This is a genomic window from Halomonas sp. BL6, from assembly GCF_006228115.1.
Taxonomy (GTDB): Bacteria; Pseudomonadota; Gammaproteobacteria; order Pseudomonadales; family Halomonadaceae; genus Vreelandella; species Vreelandella piezotolerans.
In genome coordinates this window covers 80070-97177 of the sequence record NZ_VDGL01000005.1, presented here as the reverse complement: position 1 = coordinate 97177, position 17108 = coordinate 80070, and the positions used below count along the sequence as shown (strand labels likewise).

Genomic DNA, 17108 nt, shown 5'->3' with positions numbered 1-17108 from the left:
ACGTTATGACGCACATAGTGCCACCCCAGCTTGCACGAGGCCACCCATGGAAGCGCCCTCCACTACTCACGCCGAACCTGCGCCTAGCCTATGGCGCGATACTAGTCTATCAACCGTCATTGCGGGCTTCGTTGCCGTATTGATTGGTTACACCAGCTCGGCGGCGATCATCTTTCAAGCCGCAGCGGCCGCCGGCGCCAGCACGGCGCAAATTAGCTCGTGGCTTTGGGCGCTGGGCATTGGCATGGGTGTGACCTCACTGGGCCTGTCGCTGCGCTACCGAATGCCGCTGTTGACGGCCTGGTCGACGCCAGGCGCGGCGTTTCTCGCCACGAGCCTACCTGGCATTCCGATCGAAGAGGCTATCGGGGCGTTTCTTTTTTCAGCGTTACTGATCACGCTGTGTGGCGTGACGGGGCTTTTCGAGCGCTTGATGCGCCATATCCCCAGCGCCATTGCCGCCGCCATGCTGGCCGGTATTCTGCTGCGCTTTGGGCTAGAACTTTTTAACGTCATGGAACGCCAGTGGCTGCTACCGCTTGTGATGTTGACGGCTTGGGTGGTAGGCAGGCGTTTATGGCCAACGCTCGCGGTGCCGGGGGTGCTGCTCACCGGCGTCGTGGTAGCCCTGCTGCAAGGCCAAATCAGTGCCCAGGATATTCCGCTAACACCCACGCTCCCGGTCTTTACTGCCCCAGTGTTTAACCCAATGACGATGCTGAGTATCGGTATTCCGCTGTTCGTGATAACTATGGCGACTCAAAATTTACCGGGTGTTGCGGTTTTACGGGCAGCAGGCTACCAGCCCAATAGCTCGCCGCTGATGACATGGACAGGCGGCGCTTCGCTGCTGCTCGCCCCGTTGGGCGGCTATGCGTTGAACATGGCCGCCATTAGCGCTGCGGTTTGCCTGGGGCCAGATGCGCACCCAAACCCTAAAAAACGCTATACCGCTGGCGTTGCCGCAGGTGTTTTCTATATGGCGATGGGTATATTTGGCGCCACGGTCACCGGCATCTTCAATGCATTACCGAGTATTCTTGTCCTAGCGCTGGCGGGTATTGCCCTGCTTGGCACGCTGAGCGCAGGGTTGGCAAGTGCGTTTGAAAAGAGCGAGCAGCGCGACGCAGCCATCGTGACCTTTTTGCTGACCGGTTCGGGCATTACGCTGCTGGGGATCGGGGGAGCCTTTTGGGGGTTGGTAGTCGGCTTGACGGTATTGAAAATAACCTCAGCGAAAGCAACATCGTAAAAGCTGTGCAGCAATAGATAAACGCCCCTGTCAGGTTAACCTGACAGGGGCGTTTAAGAGGGGCGTTGGGATAAAGACGCCGACCATTCACATCGTGGCCAGCCGCTCCTCATCCAACACGCCGGACATCCTCACCATGGCCAGAGCCTCATCCAAACTGTCCATCTCCTCGATCACCAGCAGCTCGTTCTCCAAGCTCACGGGCTGACCGGCTTTCTCTGACAGCAGCTTCTCCAAAGAGGCCATGTCCATCGCGTCGTTTAAATGATGCACATCTACCGATGCGCTACTCGCGCTAGGGAGATAGATGGTGCCATTCGAAAAATCGACGGCGTAAGCAATTACTCCAGGCACAATGAAAAACAGCAAACCCACACCGTTGGCAATCGCCACGACTGGATCGACATCGCCGCTCATTTGCCCTTTACGCTCAGGGTAAAACATGGTTCCGCAACCGCTCAATGCCACAATGGAGACGCCTATAACGGCCCCCGTTAAACAACGGCGAACTGCTTGCTGCATGGAGGTTCCCTCGAAAACTAAACGTCCCGATAGCCGACGCATGGCTGCTTGTTATGATCAAATCAACGACTATCGACTCAAATGCCGCTCGATTCTAGCACACTTCTGTTACCGCGCACGCTCACCGAGCCGATTAGGATTTTGCCGCCTTACCCGCTTCGCCGTACAATGCGCGATTCAACGCTCGATTAAGCGCTACGTTCGATACAACATTCAGCGTCACCGCTGTTAACCAAGGAATGCTCACACCCATGCGCGCCAGCCAATTATTGATTGCGACATTAAAAGAAACCCCGGCCGATGCTGAAGTCATCAGCCACCAGTTAATGCTGCGCGCCGGGATGATCCGCCGTCTCACCTCGGGCCTGTACACTTGGCTGCCCCTGGGGCTACGCACTCTGCGCAAAGTGGAAGCCATCGTGCGTGAAGAGATGAACCGGGCCGGTGCCCAAGAAGTATTGATGCCTGCCGTTCAACCCGCCGACCTATGGCAGGAGTCTGGCCGCTGGGAGCAGTACGGCCCGGAATTGCTGCGTTTGAAAGATCGCCACGAGCGCGATTACTGCGTAGGCCCCACTCATGAAGAAGTCATCACCGATCTCGTGCGCAAAGAGATCGCCAGCTACAAGCAGCTGCCGGTGAACTTCTACCAGATTCAAACCAAATTCCGTGATGAGATTCGTCCGCGTTTCGGCGTGATGCGCTCGCGTGAATTCATCATGAAGGATGCCTACTCCTTCCACCTGGACGAGGAATCTCTCAAAGAGACCTACCAGGGTATGTACGACGCCTATACGCGCATTTTTACTCGCCTTGGCCTCGACTTCCGCCCGGTGATTGCCGATAACGGCTCCATTGGCGGCACAGGCTCTCACGAATTCCATGTGCTGGCCGATTCCGGCGAAGACGATATCGTCTTCTCGGATGCCTCCGATTACGCCGCCAACATCGAAAAAGCCGAAGCGCTGCCCGCACCACTCGGCAGCAACGTCGAGCGCGCCGCTCCCAGCGAGGAGATGCGCTTGGTCGATACCCCCGATGCCAAAACCATTGCCACGCTGGTGGAGCAGTTCAAGCTGCCTATTGAAAAGACCATTAAAACCTTGATGGTACATGCAGCAGAAGGCGGCCTGATTGCCCTGCTGGTGCGCGGTGATCACGAACTCAACGAAGTCAAAGCCGAGAACCTGCCCCAGGTAAAAGCCCCGCTGACCATGGCCAACGAGGAAGAAATCCGTGCGGCAGTGGGCGCAGGTCCCGGCTCGCTAGGCCCGGTCGGCCTGGAAATGCCGATCATCATCGACCGAAGCGTGGCCCTGATGAGCGATTTCGGCGCAGGTGCCAATATCGACGGAAAACACTACTTCGGCATCAACTGGGAACGCGATGCAGCTCTGCCACAGGTCGCCGACCTTCGTAACGTGGTAGAAGGCGACCCGTCACCTGACGGCCAAGGCACGCTCTCGATCAAGCGCGGCATCGAAGTCGGCCACGTGTTCCAGCTTGGCAAGAAGTACTCTGAAGCGATGAATGCCAGCGTGCTGGGCGACAATGGCAAAACCAGCCATCCATGGATGGGTTGCTATGGCATTGGCGTAACGCGCGTGGTCGCGGCGGCGATCGAACAGAACCACGACGATGCCGGCATTATTTGGCCCAATGCCATCGCCCCCTTCCACGTCGCGCTGGTGCCCATGAATGCACATAAATCACAGCGTGTGCGCGAAGAGTCCGAGCGCCTCTACCAAACGCTGACCGCAGCAGGTTTGGACGTCCTGCTAGATGACCGGGATACGCGTCCTGGTGTCAAGTTTGCCGATTTAGAGCTCATGGGTGTGCCGCACCGCGTGGTGATCGGCGACCGCGGCCTGGACAACGGCGAGTTGGAGTACAAAGGACGTCGCGACAGCGAGGCCACCATGATCCCTGCCGACAACATCGTAGACTTCCTGCGTGAACAAGCGGGCCTTATTAGCGCTAAGTAATCAACACGTATGTCACTGAGCTCTTTTCGGGGGCGTTGGCGGCAGCGACATGTGATAAGGACGATGGCGGTCATCCTAATGATGACCGCCATTGCTTCGCCGAGCGTGGCGGAGCCACCACTGCGAGCTACGCTGGAAGCCGCCGATCTACGAACGCCCTATGGTCAGTGGCAGTTACAGCAGTGGCGAAGCCGCAAGGATGCGCCGCTTGCCAGATTTGTCGCCTCGCCTGAGCGGCGCCACGCTCTACTGACGCGCCTCTACCAAGAAGCTCGGCTCGCCGGGCTACCGCCCGATCTCGTATTGGCACTCATCCAGGTAGAAAGCGCCTTTAACGCCGAGGCAGTGTCTTCGGCGGGTGCCGTCGGCTTGATGCAAATCATGCCATTTTGGGTAGAAGAGCTTGGCCTACCCATGGACGATCTCACCGATCCCAACCGCAATCTGCGCTATGGCTGCACGATTCTCGCCCACTATCTAGCCATCGAACGGGGCGACTTTACCCGCGCACTCGCTCGCTACAATGGCAGTCTAGGTAAAACGTGGTACCCGGAACGGGTGTTCGATGCGTGGCAAAACCACTGGCGCTAGGCATCCTCAAGCCGAGCTTGCAGGTGCCGATATAGAGTCGGATGCTGATGCTTTTTACTTTCTGTGAGTAGATCGTTAGTGCATCAACATGACTTTGCCACATAATCATTACATGATTGGCCATCTCGTACTTACTTAGGTAACTCCCCATGCTTACATTGCGTCAAGGTGTGCGTTTTACCCTCACTCTATGGACGCTTGGTTGCTTGACGACCATGACGAGCTTTGCTGCACAGGCCGCGAATGTAAGCGTCACCGACACCGATGGCATCCCCTTGGAAAATGCCGTAGTGGAGGTCTATTACCAGCCTGCCGCGCCTAGCGACATTCAGACGAAAAATATCGTTCAGCGTAATGCCTCCTTTAACCCCCGAGTCACAACGATCCCTACCGGCAGCTATGTGGCGTTTCCGAACGAAGATACCACGCGGCACCACGTTTTCTCTTTTTCACCTGCGAAAACCTTCGAGCTCGAGTTGTTTCTCAGCGAAACACCGCCGCCCGTTCACTTTGACCAAGCCGGCGTTGTGGTGCTGGGTTGCAACATTCACGACCAAATGCAGGCGTTCATCGTGGTCAGCGATGCGCCTTATGCAGCACTGACTGACAGCGAAGGCCGTCTTTCCCTCCCAGCGCTTCCCGACGGCGCCCACCGAATGCGCGTATGGCATAGCCGCATGGACGATAGTCAGAACGTATGGTGGGAAGGTGAGATCAGCGATGCTGACACTTTGACCGTGGCGTTGGAGCTCAACGCAGTGCCTCCCCCCGCCCCTACACTCTCGCCGCTGCAACAGCGTTTTCAAAACGCTACGCATAGTCACTGAACGAGGGAACCATGCGCTTTCGCACGCGATTAACGCTCGTTCTGTTGACGGTCGTGATCATTTCACAGCTGGCAACGGGGATCGCGTTTTTGCGCGCGACCCAAAACGATGCGTTAACCAAAGGCAATCAGCGCTTGGAGGTCGGTGCCAGGGTGTTTGAGCAGTTGCTGAACATTCGCGGCGAGCAGTTACTAGGTAACGTGGCCATTCTCGCCGAGGATTTTGGCTTTAAAAGCGCCGTTGCCACCCAGGATACGGCCACGCTCTACTCGGTGTTGGCCAATCATGGCGATCGTGCCAAGGCCGACTTGGTGATGCTGAGCGATTTGAACGGTAACGTTCTAGCCAGCAGCCACCATGCCCAAAACAGCCCCATGCCGTTTCCAGACCTGTTTCAACGTGCCCAGCAAACCGGCAGCGGAGTCGGTGTGGTGATCAATGATGGCGAACCTTACGAGTTCGTGCTCCTACCGGTACGCGCGCCCAATCTGATTGGCTGGGTCGGCATGGGGTTTTTGATCGACGAGAACGTGACTTCAGAGCTCAATGCACTCACCGGCTTGGAAGTCAGCATCGTCACTTACGACGCCAGTGGCGATATCAGTTACCTCGCCAGCTCCCATAGCGATCAGTTGGCCGTCAGCTTGATGAGCGATAGCGGAAAACAACTGATAGAGGGTGCTTACACGCCCAGTCATCAACTGTCGCAGGAGAATGGCTACTTCTCTTATGCGACGACCTTGATGGCAGACCCAAACTTCCAAACATTCGCGCTCATTCAGCTCTCCCGCGACGAGCTACTGGGGGCTTACAGTCGCTTGCAGTGGCAGCTACTGAGTATCGTTGCGCTAATGCTGCTTTTGACGCTGGTCGTGGCGCTCTGGAGCGCACGAAGCATCAGCAAGCCGCTAATTGGGCTAGCCCAAGCGGCTAAACGTATTGGTCAGGGTGAGCATATCGACACTATCGCAAGCGGCAGCTCGGTGACCGAGACCAATCAATTAGCCAAAACGCTACTCTCCATGCAGGGGGACATTGCCGAGCGTGAAGCCACGCTGCTGCATCAGTCGCGTCACGATCTACTCACTAATCTGCCCAACAGAGTCAGCGCTTTTGAAGACATCCAACGCTACATTCGGTTGAAGACACCTTTTACACTGCTGCGTTTATCCATCAATGACTTTCGCGACATCAACGATACCTTCGGCTACGAGCTCGGCGATCATCTTCTGGTGACCCTCGCTGAACGTTTGCACCGCTTGCCCGCCCCCGTCGAAAAGGCGTATCGCCTGGATGGCGACGAGCTGATGCTGATGATCGACGCGCCCGAGCTTGACCAGCGCAAACGTGAAGAGATAATCGAAGAGATCAGCGAACCGATTAGCTTGGAAAAATCGCTGATCGTCCCATCGCTCTCTGTCGGTGAAGTCAGTTATCCCACCCATGGCGACGGCGCCCAACTGCTACTGCGTCGCTCGGACATTGCCCTCGATAAAGCGCGTCGCCACCGTCACTCCCACGAGCGCTACGTAGAGGGCCAAGACGAACAGCACCTGCGCCAGCTCATGTTGATTCGTGATCTTCAGGAAGCGGTAGACAACGGTGAACTATGGATGGCCTACCAGCCCAAAGTCGACACCACCACGGGCAACGTTTGCCAATTCGAGGCGCTGATGCGCTGGCGCCACCCCACGCTCGGTTTCGTTCCCCCGGACGAATTCATCGGTTTGGCCGAACGCTCCGGCAATATTGGCTTACTCACTGACTGGATGCTAGACCACGTATGTGAGCAGCTTAGCGACTGGAAACGTCAAGGTTGCCATCTCTCGGTGGCCATCAACCTCTCGGCAAGCGACGTGATCGATCCTGGCCTGTCAATGCATATCCACGAGCTGTTCGAGACTTACGGCCTGTCGCCTGACCAGCTTGCACTGGAAGTCACCGAAAGCGCCGTCATGCAAGATGTTGATGCTGCGACTGAAACGTTAATGGCGCTTAGCCAAATGGGGCTTACGATTGCCGTTGATGACTATGGCACCGGCTATTCATCTCTGGCGCAAATCAGACGGTTACCGGTCAATGAGCTCAAAATCGATAAATCGTTCGTTTTGAAGCTGGATACCCAGCAAGAAGATCTCACCATCGTCCGTTCGACCATCGAGATGGGCCACCATTTAGGGCTCAAGATCGTTGCGGAAGGGGTAGAGAACAGCGCCAGTGCCGAGATATTGAGCCACCTACGCTGCGACTATCTTCAGGGCTATTGGATTGCCAAACCCATGCCCGCGGAAGCCATCACCGACTGGCTAGACGAATTCAAGCCGTTGTCACTCTCGGCCGAAACGGCTCACTAATTAAAAAAGGGAACGTTATGCGCAAGACTGGCTCATCAAAACGGCGCGCCATTGTCACGGCGACCGCGCTCAGTACGCTGTTGGTCGCTACCGCCAGCATGGCGGGCAGCCGTATTCTAGGCACCGGTGCCGTCAGTGCCATTGAGGGAGCAGCCGGGGGCGGCCTCTCCCCCTGGGCCGTGCTGTCGAGCACCGCAAGCGACGATGAAATCGGCGTAACCGCTGCGGCAACACGCGCCTGGGTCGATGACTATCGACTCACTGTGACCAGCGCCAGCCTAAACCTCCATGATCGCATGGAATTCTCCATTGCTCGCCAATCGTTCGAGCTGTCGACGCTAGGTGGAGAACTGGAGCAGAACATTTACGGCGCAAAAGTACGCCTCTTCGGGGACGTGCTGTATCACCCGCTTGGCATATGGAGCGCTGGCGTCATGCATAAACGTCTGGTGGATGGCAGCGTGCCAACGGCCCTCGGAGCCGATGACGTGAACGGTACCGATACCTACTTGAGTGCCAGCAAACTGCTCTTCAATGCTTTCTTGGGGCGTAACGTGCTGATCAACGGTACGCTGCGCAACACCTCAGCCAACCAGGGCGGCCTGTTAGGATTTGGCGGGGATCAAGGCGGTCACGCATGGATGGCGGAAGGTAGTGTTGGGGTCTTCGTCACTCCCAACTGGATTGTAGGGACCGAATACCGCCAAAAACCCGACAACCTGAGCGTTGCCGAAGAGGAGGATTGGCAAAGTGTCTACAGTGCCTACTTCTTCAATAAACACGTCTCGTTGACCGGCGCGTGGTTGGATTTAGGCGATATCGCCGGGCTGCCGTCTCAGCGTGGCGGCTACCTTTCGCTGCAAGCAGCGTTCTAAATCGTTCACACCGACCCAACAGGCTTATCCCCCCCTACAACGCCTAATCAAAAAGATCACGAAAGGAGCCGCCATGGGATTTTTCAAGATGAGATCACTATGCGCGTTACGCTGCACGACCATGGCGAGCGTATTCGCTGGAGCGCTGCTCATCACAGGCTGCAGCGCACATCAGCCCCAGAACGCCACGCTCTATGAGCGCATGGGCGGACAGGCGACCATCGATGCAGTGGTCGAGAATCTGCTTTACCGCATTGCCGATGACGACGAGATCGTCAGCTACTTCGCCAATAGCAACATCGATCTGTTTGCAGCTTCGCTTGCGACGCAACTTTGCGATGTGGCCGATGGCCCCTGTCAGTATGATGGCCCACCCATGGACCGCGCCCACCAAACCATGGGCATCACCAACGCCCACTTCAATCGTGTGGTGGAATATCTCGACGCCGCCATGGCGGATGAAAACGTACCGCTAGCCGCCCGCAACGACATGCTGGGCCGTTTGGCCCCCATGTACGACGACGTCATGCGCTTGCAGTAATTTGCCAGCCGTCGCGCCCTGCGGTTTTGACTTGATAAAGCGCTTTGTCGGCCGCTTCATAGGCCGCCGCGAACGAAGTAGCGTCGGCCACAAAGCGGGCGCCCCCAATACTCAACGTCACGTCCTTATTGTCGGGATGCGCTGGATGGTGGCACTGGGCTTCTTCCAGTCCCAATTGCAGTGCTTCACAATGATGCACCAGCATTTGGTCGTTGGGGCATGGCAGTAGTGCCGCAAACTCATCACCCCCGAGCCGGTAAAGGCGCGCCTGTTCTCCCAATGCGCTCTTCAGTAGCCTTGCGAGCCTCCGTAACAGGCGGTCCCCCTCCGGGTGGCCCAGAGCATCGTTATACTGCTTGAAGAAATCGATATCGACCAGGATCAAGCCCATCGAACAGCCTGTATACGCCGCAACGTCTTGGTAGAGCGCGCTGCGATTGCCAATGCCGGTCAGAGGATCGCACATGGCCCTAGCCATCCAGGCAATTTTTTCCGAATTCGCCCGCTCGGTGCGTTTAAGCTGGCGTTGGTGCATGATCCAAAACAGCAGGCCCAGCGCAAAAATTAGCACGCTTGAGTACGTCAGTATCTGATGGTGCCGACGAGTGCTGGATGAAAAATCATTGATGACCACACCGCGTTGGTCTAGCTGATTCATCTCGATGCGAGTCAGGCACTGAACCGGAATGAACAGGGCATGAGCGGCATCGAAGGGGTCGACCTGCTGAGTATCGAGGAGCTCGGCAAGTTCATCCATGAGTGCCAAGCTGGGTTCGGTGCAGGCATATTTTTGACGGTAAACGTCCACGTCGAACAGACCGTAGGCAAGTTCCAGCGAGTGACGAGCGCTATTGATTTCGAGAGGTGAGGCGGCGACCAACAGCTCCTCTTGAGCGCGCTGCACATAGCCTCGCGCACGGGTCGCCAACTGCTGGCCAGTGAGACTGCCGGTCTGGCTGAAATAGGCTTGGATTTCAGGGTAGACCCAGCGCGCTTCGTAAACGATCAGCACCATCAGGCCCACGAAACTCATCAGACTCAGCGACAGCCAGTTAAACAGCCGATGCCCCCCCCAGCGAACTGACAAGCCTTGCTGCTTATTTGGATCTGGAGAGGTCACCACTGTGCCTCGATGCTGCGAATCATCCAAATCCAGTCGTTGAAGTCGCGCAAGTTTTCGATATCTCGTCCAGAATACTCCCGCTCGACTAGCCGGATGGGCCCCCGCGAGCGCAGGCTTAGGGGCTCGCCATCTTCGATGGTCACCAAGTACCAACTCGGGTCGTCCCAGCCGCCAAGACTGACCTCGTAATCATCCCAGGCGGTAAAGTGCAATGTCGGCGGCACCTCGCCAAAATGCTCGATCAAAAAATCACGGAAAGAGATGCCGCGCATGTCGACATCACGGCCTTGGAAAGGATCGAAAACGGTAAAGGCGGTATCGGCACGATCACGCAAATCACCCAGTGCTACCTTTTGCGTGGACTCCCCATTGATCAAGCTCAGCGCTTGTGCTTGAACCGCGGGCGACACGCCAACCAGTAATAAGGTAACGAGCACCATGGCTGCTTTGGAGCACGCCCTACCGAAGCGCAGGGGCAGACGAGACGGAACAGCATTCATAGCAGGCAGCTTCCTAGTTTGGTTTAGTGCACGATAAGATCCATGCACTTTACCAGAGCAAGAAGGCCAATGCTCTTCAACGTCTATTAACACTTTCGGCTCAATCGATTCCCTTTGGGGGTCCGTGGCCAATGAGAATTAGTGAAGTAAAAAGCACAAAAAAGCCGACCCAAAAGGGCCGGCAACAGGAAGCTTACACCTTGGCGTAAGCCCCCTCCCCTGACGACTGATACCGTCGATTGACGAAAGCAGTATCACGCTGCGAGCTATCTGCACATGAGAGTCGTTGCAATCACGGTTTTTTGCGTTCGTCTTTGCGCAGGTGGTCACGAATCACGAAGCCTACCCACCCCACCATGAAAGCGATCACTAAGGCGACCGTGGCCAAGCCAAAAATAACAGCGTCGTCCCAGTACATGATGTTCCCCTCCCGCTGTGATGTATGGGGCCATCGTACTGCGTTCAGCCAAGAGGAAACTGACCTGGATCAAGCTTTCAAAATGACCGCCTCAAAGGCAGCCGTGCACTTGATGCAGGTCAGTTTTTAGGGGGGGCTTACAACACTTTGCGATCTTCTACTTTACTATGTTCGGTGCCCGGCGGCAGCGGGTGGCCCTTGGCAAGCTCGGCACGGGTTGCCTCACGCACGTCAAGAATGCTCACTTGGTAGCGCAGTGTGTGGCCAGCCAGGGGGTGATTGGTGTCCACGGTGACGTCATCACCGTCAATGGCAAGCACGGTCACGATTTGTGGCCCCGCTTCGCCTTCCGTTTGAAAACGGCTACCGGGCTCGATGTCCGCGCCACCAAACGAAGCGCGGCTCACCTTCTGCACCAACGCTTCGTTACGCAGTCCATACGCATCCGCCGCCGTCAGCGTGACGCTCACTTCATCGCCTGCGGTTTTACCGGCTAAATCACGCTCGAGGCCCGGCAGAATATTGTCATGACCGTGAAGGTACTCCAGCGGCTTTTGACGTGCACGGGAGTCATCCAGCACGCGGGTGCTACCATCGCTGAGCACATCGCTGAGTACGTAGTGCAAGGTCACTACCTGATGGGCGGTAATCGACATGGAAAACTCCTCTCCGGTAAGCTGTCGCCTTTGTCATGGCACGCTGACCATGAATCCTTGGCACAGTCTAACATCGTCGGGTTTTCCAGCGGGCCACGTCACCGATGTTTTCTTTCTGGAGAAGCCCCTTTCATGCCCACCCCGATACCCCAGCGCAGTTGGCTGGCGGCGCTTGGCATCTACTGCAAAGCGCCCGTGATCACCATGCTGTTTTTAGGCTTTTCGGCAGGCTTGCCCTTTTTATTGGTGTTCTCGACACTCTCGGCCTGGCTGCGCAGCGACGGCGTCGACGTTGCCGCCATCGGCTTTTTCGCCTGGATTGGCATGCTCTATTCGATCAAATTCTTCTGGGCCCCGGTGGTAGACCGGCTCGCACTACCGCTACTGACCCGCGCCTTTGGGCAACGCCGGGGATGGATGTTGCTCGCCCAAGGGATGATTGCTGCTGGCCTCATCGGGCTAGCGGGGCTAGAGCCGGTAGGCAATCTGGGTTGGGTGGCCGCCTTTGCACTGCTGGTGGCATTTGGCTCCGCTACACAGGACATTGCCATCGATGCCTATCGTATCGAATCCGCCGATGACGATGTGCAGGCAGCCATGGCATCGACCTACATCATCGGTTATCGCGGCGGACTGTTAGCAGCGGGCGCCGGGGCGCTCTACGTGGCCTCGGCGGTTTCGTGGCACGCGGCGTATCTGACCATGGCGGCGCTGGTGGGCATTGGCGTGATGACCGTGTTGATTCGCCCCGAACCCAAGCGGGCCTCGTTAACCGTGCAGCTCATCCATGAACCCAAAGTACGCGCCTTCATTCGTGCCAGCCGGGGGCAGCCTAAAACACTGCGACGTTTGGGGGCCTGGGCCATTGGCGCTATCGTTTGCCCGTTTACCGATTTCTTTCGTCGCTTCGGCGTGAAAGCGATCGCTCTTTTAATCTTCATTGCCGTGTTTCGTATCAGCGACTTGGCCATGGCCTCCATGGCCAATCCGCTCTATATCGACCTGGGCTTTTCGCTGGCGACCATTGCTAACGTCACCAATGTGTTTGGGATCGCCATGAGTATCACAGGGGGGATTTTGGGGGGACTGCTAGTCGCCCGGTACGGTATTGGAGCGCTGTTGATAGTGGGTGCGGGGCTGGTGATGATCACCAACCTATTGTTTGCAGTGCTCGCGCTGGTCGGTAACCAGCTACCCATGCTGGTGGTGACGATCATCGGCGATAATCTGGCCAACGGATTGGCAAGTGCCGTGTTTATCGCGTTCTTGTCGAGCTTGACCTCGCGCGCCTATACCGCCACACAATACGCGTTGTTTTCATCGCTAATGACACTACCGGGGAAATTCCTGAGCGGCTTTGGCGGCATCGTGGTGAGCGCTCAAGGCTATCCAACGTTTTTCGTCATCGCGACGCTGCTTGGCTTGCCTGCCATCGTGCTGGCGATATGGATAAGCCGCGACAAGCAGCTGGTGGCCGCTCCGACGAGCGGCGCACGTGATTAGCCGCTCGTCCAACGAGACCAGCCGTCATCAGCAGTGAGTGGCCAGCCACTCCAGCGCCCCAGGCGTTGTGCGCCACTGGTCACGCATCAGCGTACGATACTGCCACGCTTCCGCCCGTGAACCCGGGTCCACTTGGCCATCGGCATGGGGCATGGAAGGCCTCGGATTCTCGGCGCAAATCATGTCCAGCGCGTGGCGATTATGGGCCTTGACGGCTTGAATGGCCAACTCCGCCGCGTCTTGCTGGCCTAAACGATAAAGCGCGAGCGTGCGTCCCATGAGCAGCCCCAGCAACAGTGAGCCATCGTCTTTCTGGGGCTCTTCGGTCAGCGCCAGCGCTTCTGCGTTACGGTCGTCGCGTAGCAATTGATCGAGCACCAGTTCTCTCAAACCCAAACTGTCCTCTTGATCGATGGTCAGCAGTTCTTCGGCCAGCTCTCGGGAGTGCTGGCGAGCGCCGCGCTCCATGCCTACCACCAGCGCCAAACCGGTGCGCAGCAAAATGGCGTTATCGGCATCGTCCCAGCATAGGCTGCCTTCGCCAGCCGCGCGCGCCTGTTCCAACCAGCGTGACAACCGCAGGGCCAGCGGCTCCAGCAGCGACGGCGCCATCCACGGCAAGCTGCCGAAGCGGCTGGTCAGTGCCAACGTCAGGTCTTGCACCACCTGAGGGGCGTCTAGCCACTCCGGATGTGCGCACAACGCCGACATCCACTCCACGGCATTGCCCCAAGGATCGTCACGGAAGCCCAGGGCCACGTCCTCGTCTACCATGACCTGGAACTGCTCGTGCCAGGCAGCAAACAGCGTCTCTTCACGAGCCGAGGTGGTGTAAAGCAACCGTCCCGAGTCCGGATCCTGCTCGATCGAAAGCTTTGGCGCCACGGGCAGCGCGGCCAACAGCGCTTGGAGGGAGACCAGCGGCGTGGCCATGTCCTCTTCGGCACTCAAGAGCTGATCGGCCAGCGTGGCACCCGGGTTATCCGCCAAAGCGGCCAAGAAGTCGAGCTGGTCTTCCTCCAGATCACCCTGACGCACCAAGCGGCGATACCAAAAATTGGCACGCTCTTTAGCCTCGGCCTCATGGCCTTCGTGGAGCAGCAGCATGGCTTCGATATACGCCAGCGTTGGAGAATCGGGTAGCGCCTGTTGGGCTTTTACGAACGCCGCCCGGGCGCTGTCTAGATCATCGTTATCCAAGTGCATCAAGCATAGCCGCTCCAGGGCGACGCCACGCAGGAAGAGCGGCCCACGCTCCATGACGTCGTCCAGTAAATCGGCGCGCTTGCGAGTAAAACCGCGCTCTTGGTAGATATCCAACAGAATCTCGAAAGCGGGCTCGGCTTGCTCAGGCAGGCGCGACCAGTCGCTGCCATCGAACAGCGACTCTAAAATCTGCATAGAGCGGCCCGTTTGACCACTCTCAGCGGCAATTAATCCCGCTTCCAGCAGGGCTTGCGCCGGTGCCTGCTGGCTCTCCAGCGCAGCTTTCAGCGTGGCGCCCTTCCACTCGCGCAGCGACAGCATCCACATCATCTGCTCGGGAATGTCCGTTGGAAACTCGACGCGGTAGCAGCACTGCTTGTATTTGCGCCCTGAATCGCACCAGCAAGGCTCGTTGCGACCTGGCGTCGCCAAGGGTTCGCAGGCAAAATTCAACCTTTCCAAGGGTGTCTGCGACCATAGAATGGGCGCCAAGGCTTGTGCTGTCGCCACGTTATCGTTGAAGCAGGCAGCGCCTTGGTCACGCACCCAGGTCATGAAATCGGGGTAGTGTTCCTGCTGCCTGATTGCCGAGAGTGCCCCTGAGGCAAATCCCAGCAGTTGATCGACCCATACCGCTAGCATTGCCATCTCCAACACGTTGATCGGTCACCGACTATTCGGCGGCATAGTCTAACACGGTCGATGCGCCACACGCAGGAGGATTGGCCCTCGCCCCTGGTCCTGCTAGTGTAACGACAACGATGCTAGGCAAGAGCGACGACGCGATGAACGATCTTCAGCTAATCACTCGCCAGGGACGCGCCATAGCCCCTCACCTACACGCGTTGGCGCGGCTGCGTATCCAGGTCTTTCACGACTACCCTTACCTTTACGAAGGTGATCTGGACTACGAGGCAGATTACCTGGGCCGCTACGCAGACAATCCGGCCAGTTTGTTCGTGCTCGCTTTCGATGGTGAACGCCTCGTGGGGGCCTCCACGGGCCAACCGCTGGTCAACGAGGTGGAGGCATTTCGTCAGCCTTTCGAAACGGCGGGCATCGCCCCCATCGGTGTCTTTTATTACGGCGAGTCGGTGCTGTTACACGACTATCGTGGTCAAGGCATTGGCAAAGCGTTCATGCAAACCCGGGAAGCTCATGCCAAGGCTCGAGGATTCGAAACGGCGGCCTTTTGCGCCGTCGAGCGCGAGGTCGATCATCCTGACAAACCGCCAGCATATGCACCGTTGAACGGCTTTTGGGAGAGCCAAGGCTACCAGCGCTACCCAAACCTGCGGGCACGCTTTGCCTGGAAAGATCGCGGCCATGACCAGGAGACCGAAAAGACCCTGGTGTTCTGGCTCAAGCCATTGACGAGCTGATACGGCTCATGCCGAACCTCTAGCCCAGCGCAGCAGCGGCTCGGTGCGTCCATGCATGTCCAAACGCGCCTTCAAGCGCACCAGATTCCAGTAGTGGCCATTGAGCGCACGTGAGAGCAGAAGCGTATCTGCCGGTGGCTGCAGGCGGTCCATGGCCGCCCATACTTTAGGAGTGAGTTCCCGCAAGCGGCGGTGAACGCGCACGTCGCTAAAATCCTGCTCGCCGGGCGCGAACAGCGGCGTAATGCACTCAGCGGATTCCCGATACAGTGCCAGCGGTGCCCCTTGGCCCTGGCGGCCGCCCATCTTCATTAGCGCCTCATCCATGGCCAGCGGGTCTCGAGCCAGGGTGGCATCCAGTAGCTGCATCATGGCTTTGAGCCGCGCTTCGGGGACGGGGATCACCGCACCTAGATCGTAAATCACCAAACGGCCCTGGTCGTCACAAGCGAAGTTACCCGCATGGGGATCGGCGTGCAGTTCACGGTAGGTAAACAGCTCTTCGGTGATCCAATCTGCCAGTGCCACCGCCACCTTTTGCCGTGTAGCGTCGTCGGCACTTTCTAAATCGCGCAGCGGCGTGCCGTCGACAAAGCGCATGGCCAGCACGTGCTGGCCAGAGAGTTCGAACAGCGGCTCAGGGATCACCAGCGCGGGATTATCACGGTAGCGCTCCCGGTAGCGAGCCAGCGCCTCGGCCTCGGCGTGGTAATCCAGCTCGTCACGCAGGCCCGCCGCCAGCTCCTCGAACAGCGCATCCAGCCGTGCTTGGGGCACCTTGAACCAGCGCCCCAGCCCCATGATGCGCTTGACTTGCTTTAGATCGCTCTCCAACACGTCGGCAAGGCCGGGATACTGCACTTTGAGCACCACCGTCTCGCCGTCTAGCGTGACCGCTTTATGAACCTGCCCCATGGAGGCACTGGCAAAGGGGCGCTCTTCGATCTCATGGAAGTGCTGGTCGATATCGCCGTACTGGAGCACCAGCGCCTCGTGAATCTTAGTCCAGGGCATGGGTTCAGCCTGACGCTGTAGACGCGCCAGCTCGTTGGCAAGATCGGGTGGCAGCAGGTCATCCCACTGGGACATGATTTGCGCCAGCTTCATGGCCGGGCCCTTCAATTCCGAAAGCCCTTCGAAAAGCGCCTCGCCCAGCGACCGCCAATCCGCTTGGCCTCCCAGCCGCGTTTTAAGCAAAGCCCCACCCGTGCGGGCACCCAGCCCAAATAACCGTCGTGTTCTACCGCGCTCGCGCATGAACTTGACCTCTTAAGATTTAGTATCAGCTTACTCAATTCGCTAATTTTATACAAAAACTATACGCCAAAATTTTACGCGACACCCTTCGAGTAGCTGTATAAATTTTCACGCCT

The 17108-nt window shown here is 57.7% G+C and carries 16 protein-coding genes; 9 read left to right on the top strand and 7 right to left on the bottom strand.

The features are described from left to right. The first annotated feature begins 46 nt into the window (after positions 1-46). On the top strand, positions 47-1252 hold the full coding sequence (locus tag FHJ80_RS11670; protein WP_139527340.1) for a benzoate/H(+) symporter BenE family transporter: 1206 nt from the start codon (positions 47-49) through the stop codon (positions 1250-1252). Between the two features lie 87 nt (positions 1253-1339). Here the strand turns inward: FHJ80_RS11670 and FHJ80_RS11665 are convergent, their stop codons facing one another. After that, positions 1340-1774: a hypothetical protein gene (locus FHJ80_RS11665; protein WP_139527339.1), complete on the bottom strand. Its 435-nt coding sequence runs from the start codon at positions 1772-1774 to the stop codon at positions 1340-1342. A 251-nt stretch (positions 1775-2025) separates the two neighbouring features. Here FHJ80_RS11665 and FHJ80_RS11660 point away from each other — a divergent pair, with 251 nt between their 5' ends. The 6 genes from FHJ80_RS11660 to FHJ80_RS11635 all read left to right on the top strand — a co-directional run bounded on the left by FHJ80_RS11660 (position 2026) and on the right by FHJ80_RS11635 (position 8947). After that, the gene (locus FHJ80_RS11660) at positions 2026-3759 is read left to right on the top strand and encodes a proline--tRNA ligase (RefSeq protein WP_139527338.1); all 1734 of its coding nucleotides are present in this window, start codon (positions 2026-2028) and stop codon (positions 3757-3759) included. Between the two features lie 78 nt (positions 3760-3837). After that, positions 3838-4350 (top strand): transglycosylase SLT domain-containing protein, encoded by a 513-nt coding sequence (locus FHJ80_RS11655; RefSeq protein WP_239283607.1) that lies wholly within the window; start codon positions 3838-3840, stop codon positions 4348-4350. Between the two features lie 149 nt (positions 4351-4499). Further along, entirely contained in the window at positions 4500-5177 is a 678-nt protein-coding gene (locus FHJ80_RS11650) for a Cupredoxin (protein WP_139527337.1), read from the top strand. Between the two features lie 11 nt (positions 5178-5188). Next, positions 5189-7531 carry a bifunctional diguanylate cyclase/phosphodiesterase gene (locus FHJ80_RS11645; protein ID WP_139527336.1) on the top strand — a complete coding sequence of 781 codons (2343 nt, stop codon included), beginning with the start codon at positions 5189-5191 and terminating at the stop codon, positions 7529-7531. Between the two features lie 17 nt (positions 7532-7548). Continuing rightward, positions 7549-8406 carry a DUF3034 family protein gene (locus FHJ80_RS11640; protein ID WP_139527335.1) on the top strand — a complete coding sequence of 286 codons (858 nt, stop codon included), beginning with the start codon at positions 7549-7551 and terminating at the stop codon, positions 8404-8406. A gap of 73 nt (positions 8407-8479) precedes the next feature. Then, the gene (locus FHJ80_RS11635; RefSeq protein WP_231125643.1) at positions 8480-8947 is read left to right on the top strand and encodes a group 1 truncated hemoglobin; all 468 of its coding nucleotides are present in this window, start codon (positions 8480-8482) and stop codon (positions 8945-8947) included. Here the strand turns inward: FHJ80_RS11635 and FHJ80_RS11630 are convergent. From FHJ80_RS11630 to FHJ80_RS11620, 4 genes are all read right to left on the bottom strand, one after another. Then, positions 8931-10034, bottom strand: coding sequence for a GGDEF domain-containing protein (locus tag FHJ80_RS11630; RefSeq protein WP_231125642.1), 1104 nt, complete (start codon positions 10032-10034; stop codon positions 8931-8933). The two genes, FHJ80_RS11635 and FHJ80_RS11630, sit on opposite strands and share 17 nt — an antisense overlap. Before the next feature lie 29 nt (positions 10035-10063). Further along, positions 10064-10570, bottom strand: a complete 507-nt coding sequence (locus FHJ80_RS17465; protein ID WP_231125641.1) for a hypothetical protein — start codon at positions 10568-10570, stop codon at positions 10064-10066. A 292-nt stretch (positions 10571-10862) separates the two neighbouring features. Beyond that, positions 10863-10988, bottom strand: coding sequence for a cytochrome c oxidase subunit CcoM (gene ccoM, locus FHJ80_RS17460; protein WP_255303935.1), 126 nt, complete (start codon positions 10986-10988; stop codon positions 10863-10865). Between the two features lie 137 nt (positions 10989-11125). Beyond that, positions 11126-11644: a peptidylprolyl isomerase gene (locus tag FHJ80_RS11620; protein ID WP_139527334.1), complete on the bottom strand. Its 519-nt coding sequence runs from the start codon at positions 11642-11644 to the stop codon at positions 11126-11128. A gap of 132 nt (positions 11645-11776) precedes the next feature. Between FHJ80_RS11620 and FHJ80_RS11615 the strand changes: the two genes are divergently transcribed. Further along, complete coding sequence (locus FHJ80_RS11615; RefSeq protein ID WP_139527333.1) at positions 11777-13147, top strand: MFS transporter; 1371 nt, start codon at positions 11777-11779, stop codon at positions 13145-13147. Between the two features lie 27 nt (positions 13148-13174). Here the strand turns inward: FHJ80_RS11615 and FHJ80_RS11610 are convergent, their stop codons facing one another. Next, the gene (locus FHJ80_RS11610) at positions 13175-14995 is read right to left on the bottom strand and encodes an SEC-C domain-containing protein (protein ID WP_139527735.1); all 1821 of its coding nucleotides are present in this window, start codon (positions 14993-14995) and stop codon (positions 13175-13177) included. Between the two features lie 119 nt (positions 14996-15114). On the opposite strand from FHJ80_RS11610, the gene FHJ80_RS11605 reads away from it, so the two are divergent. Continuing rightward, the gene (locus FHJ80_RS11605; protein WP_255303934.1) at positions 15115-15735 is read left to right on the top strand and encodes a GNAT family N-acetyltransferase; all 621 of its coding nucleotides are present in this window, start codon (positions 15115-15117) and stop codon (positions 15733-15735) included. 6 nt (positions 15736-15741) lie between these two features. Here FHJ80_RS11605 and FHJ80_RS11600 read toward each other — a convergent pair whose 3' ends face one another. Further along, entirely contained in the window at positions 15742-16992 is a 1251-nt protein-coding gene (locus FHJ80_RS11600) for an AarF/ABC1/UbiB kinase family protein (RefSeq protein WP_139527332.1), read from the bottom strand. Positions 16993-17108: the final 116 nt, after the last annotated feature.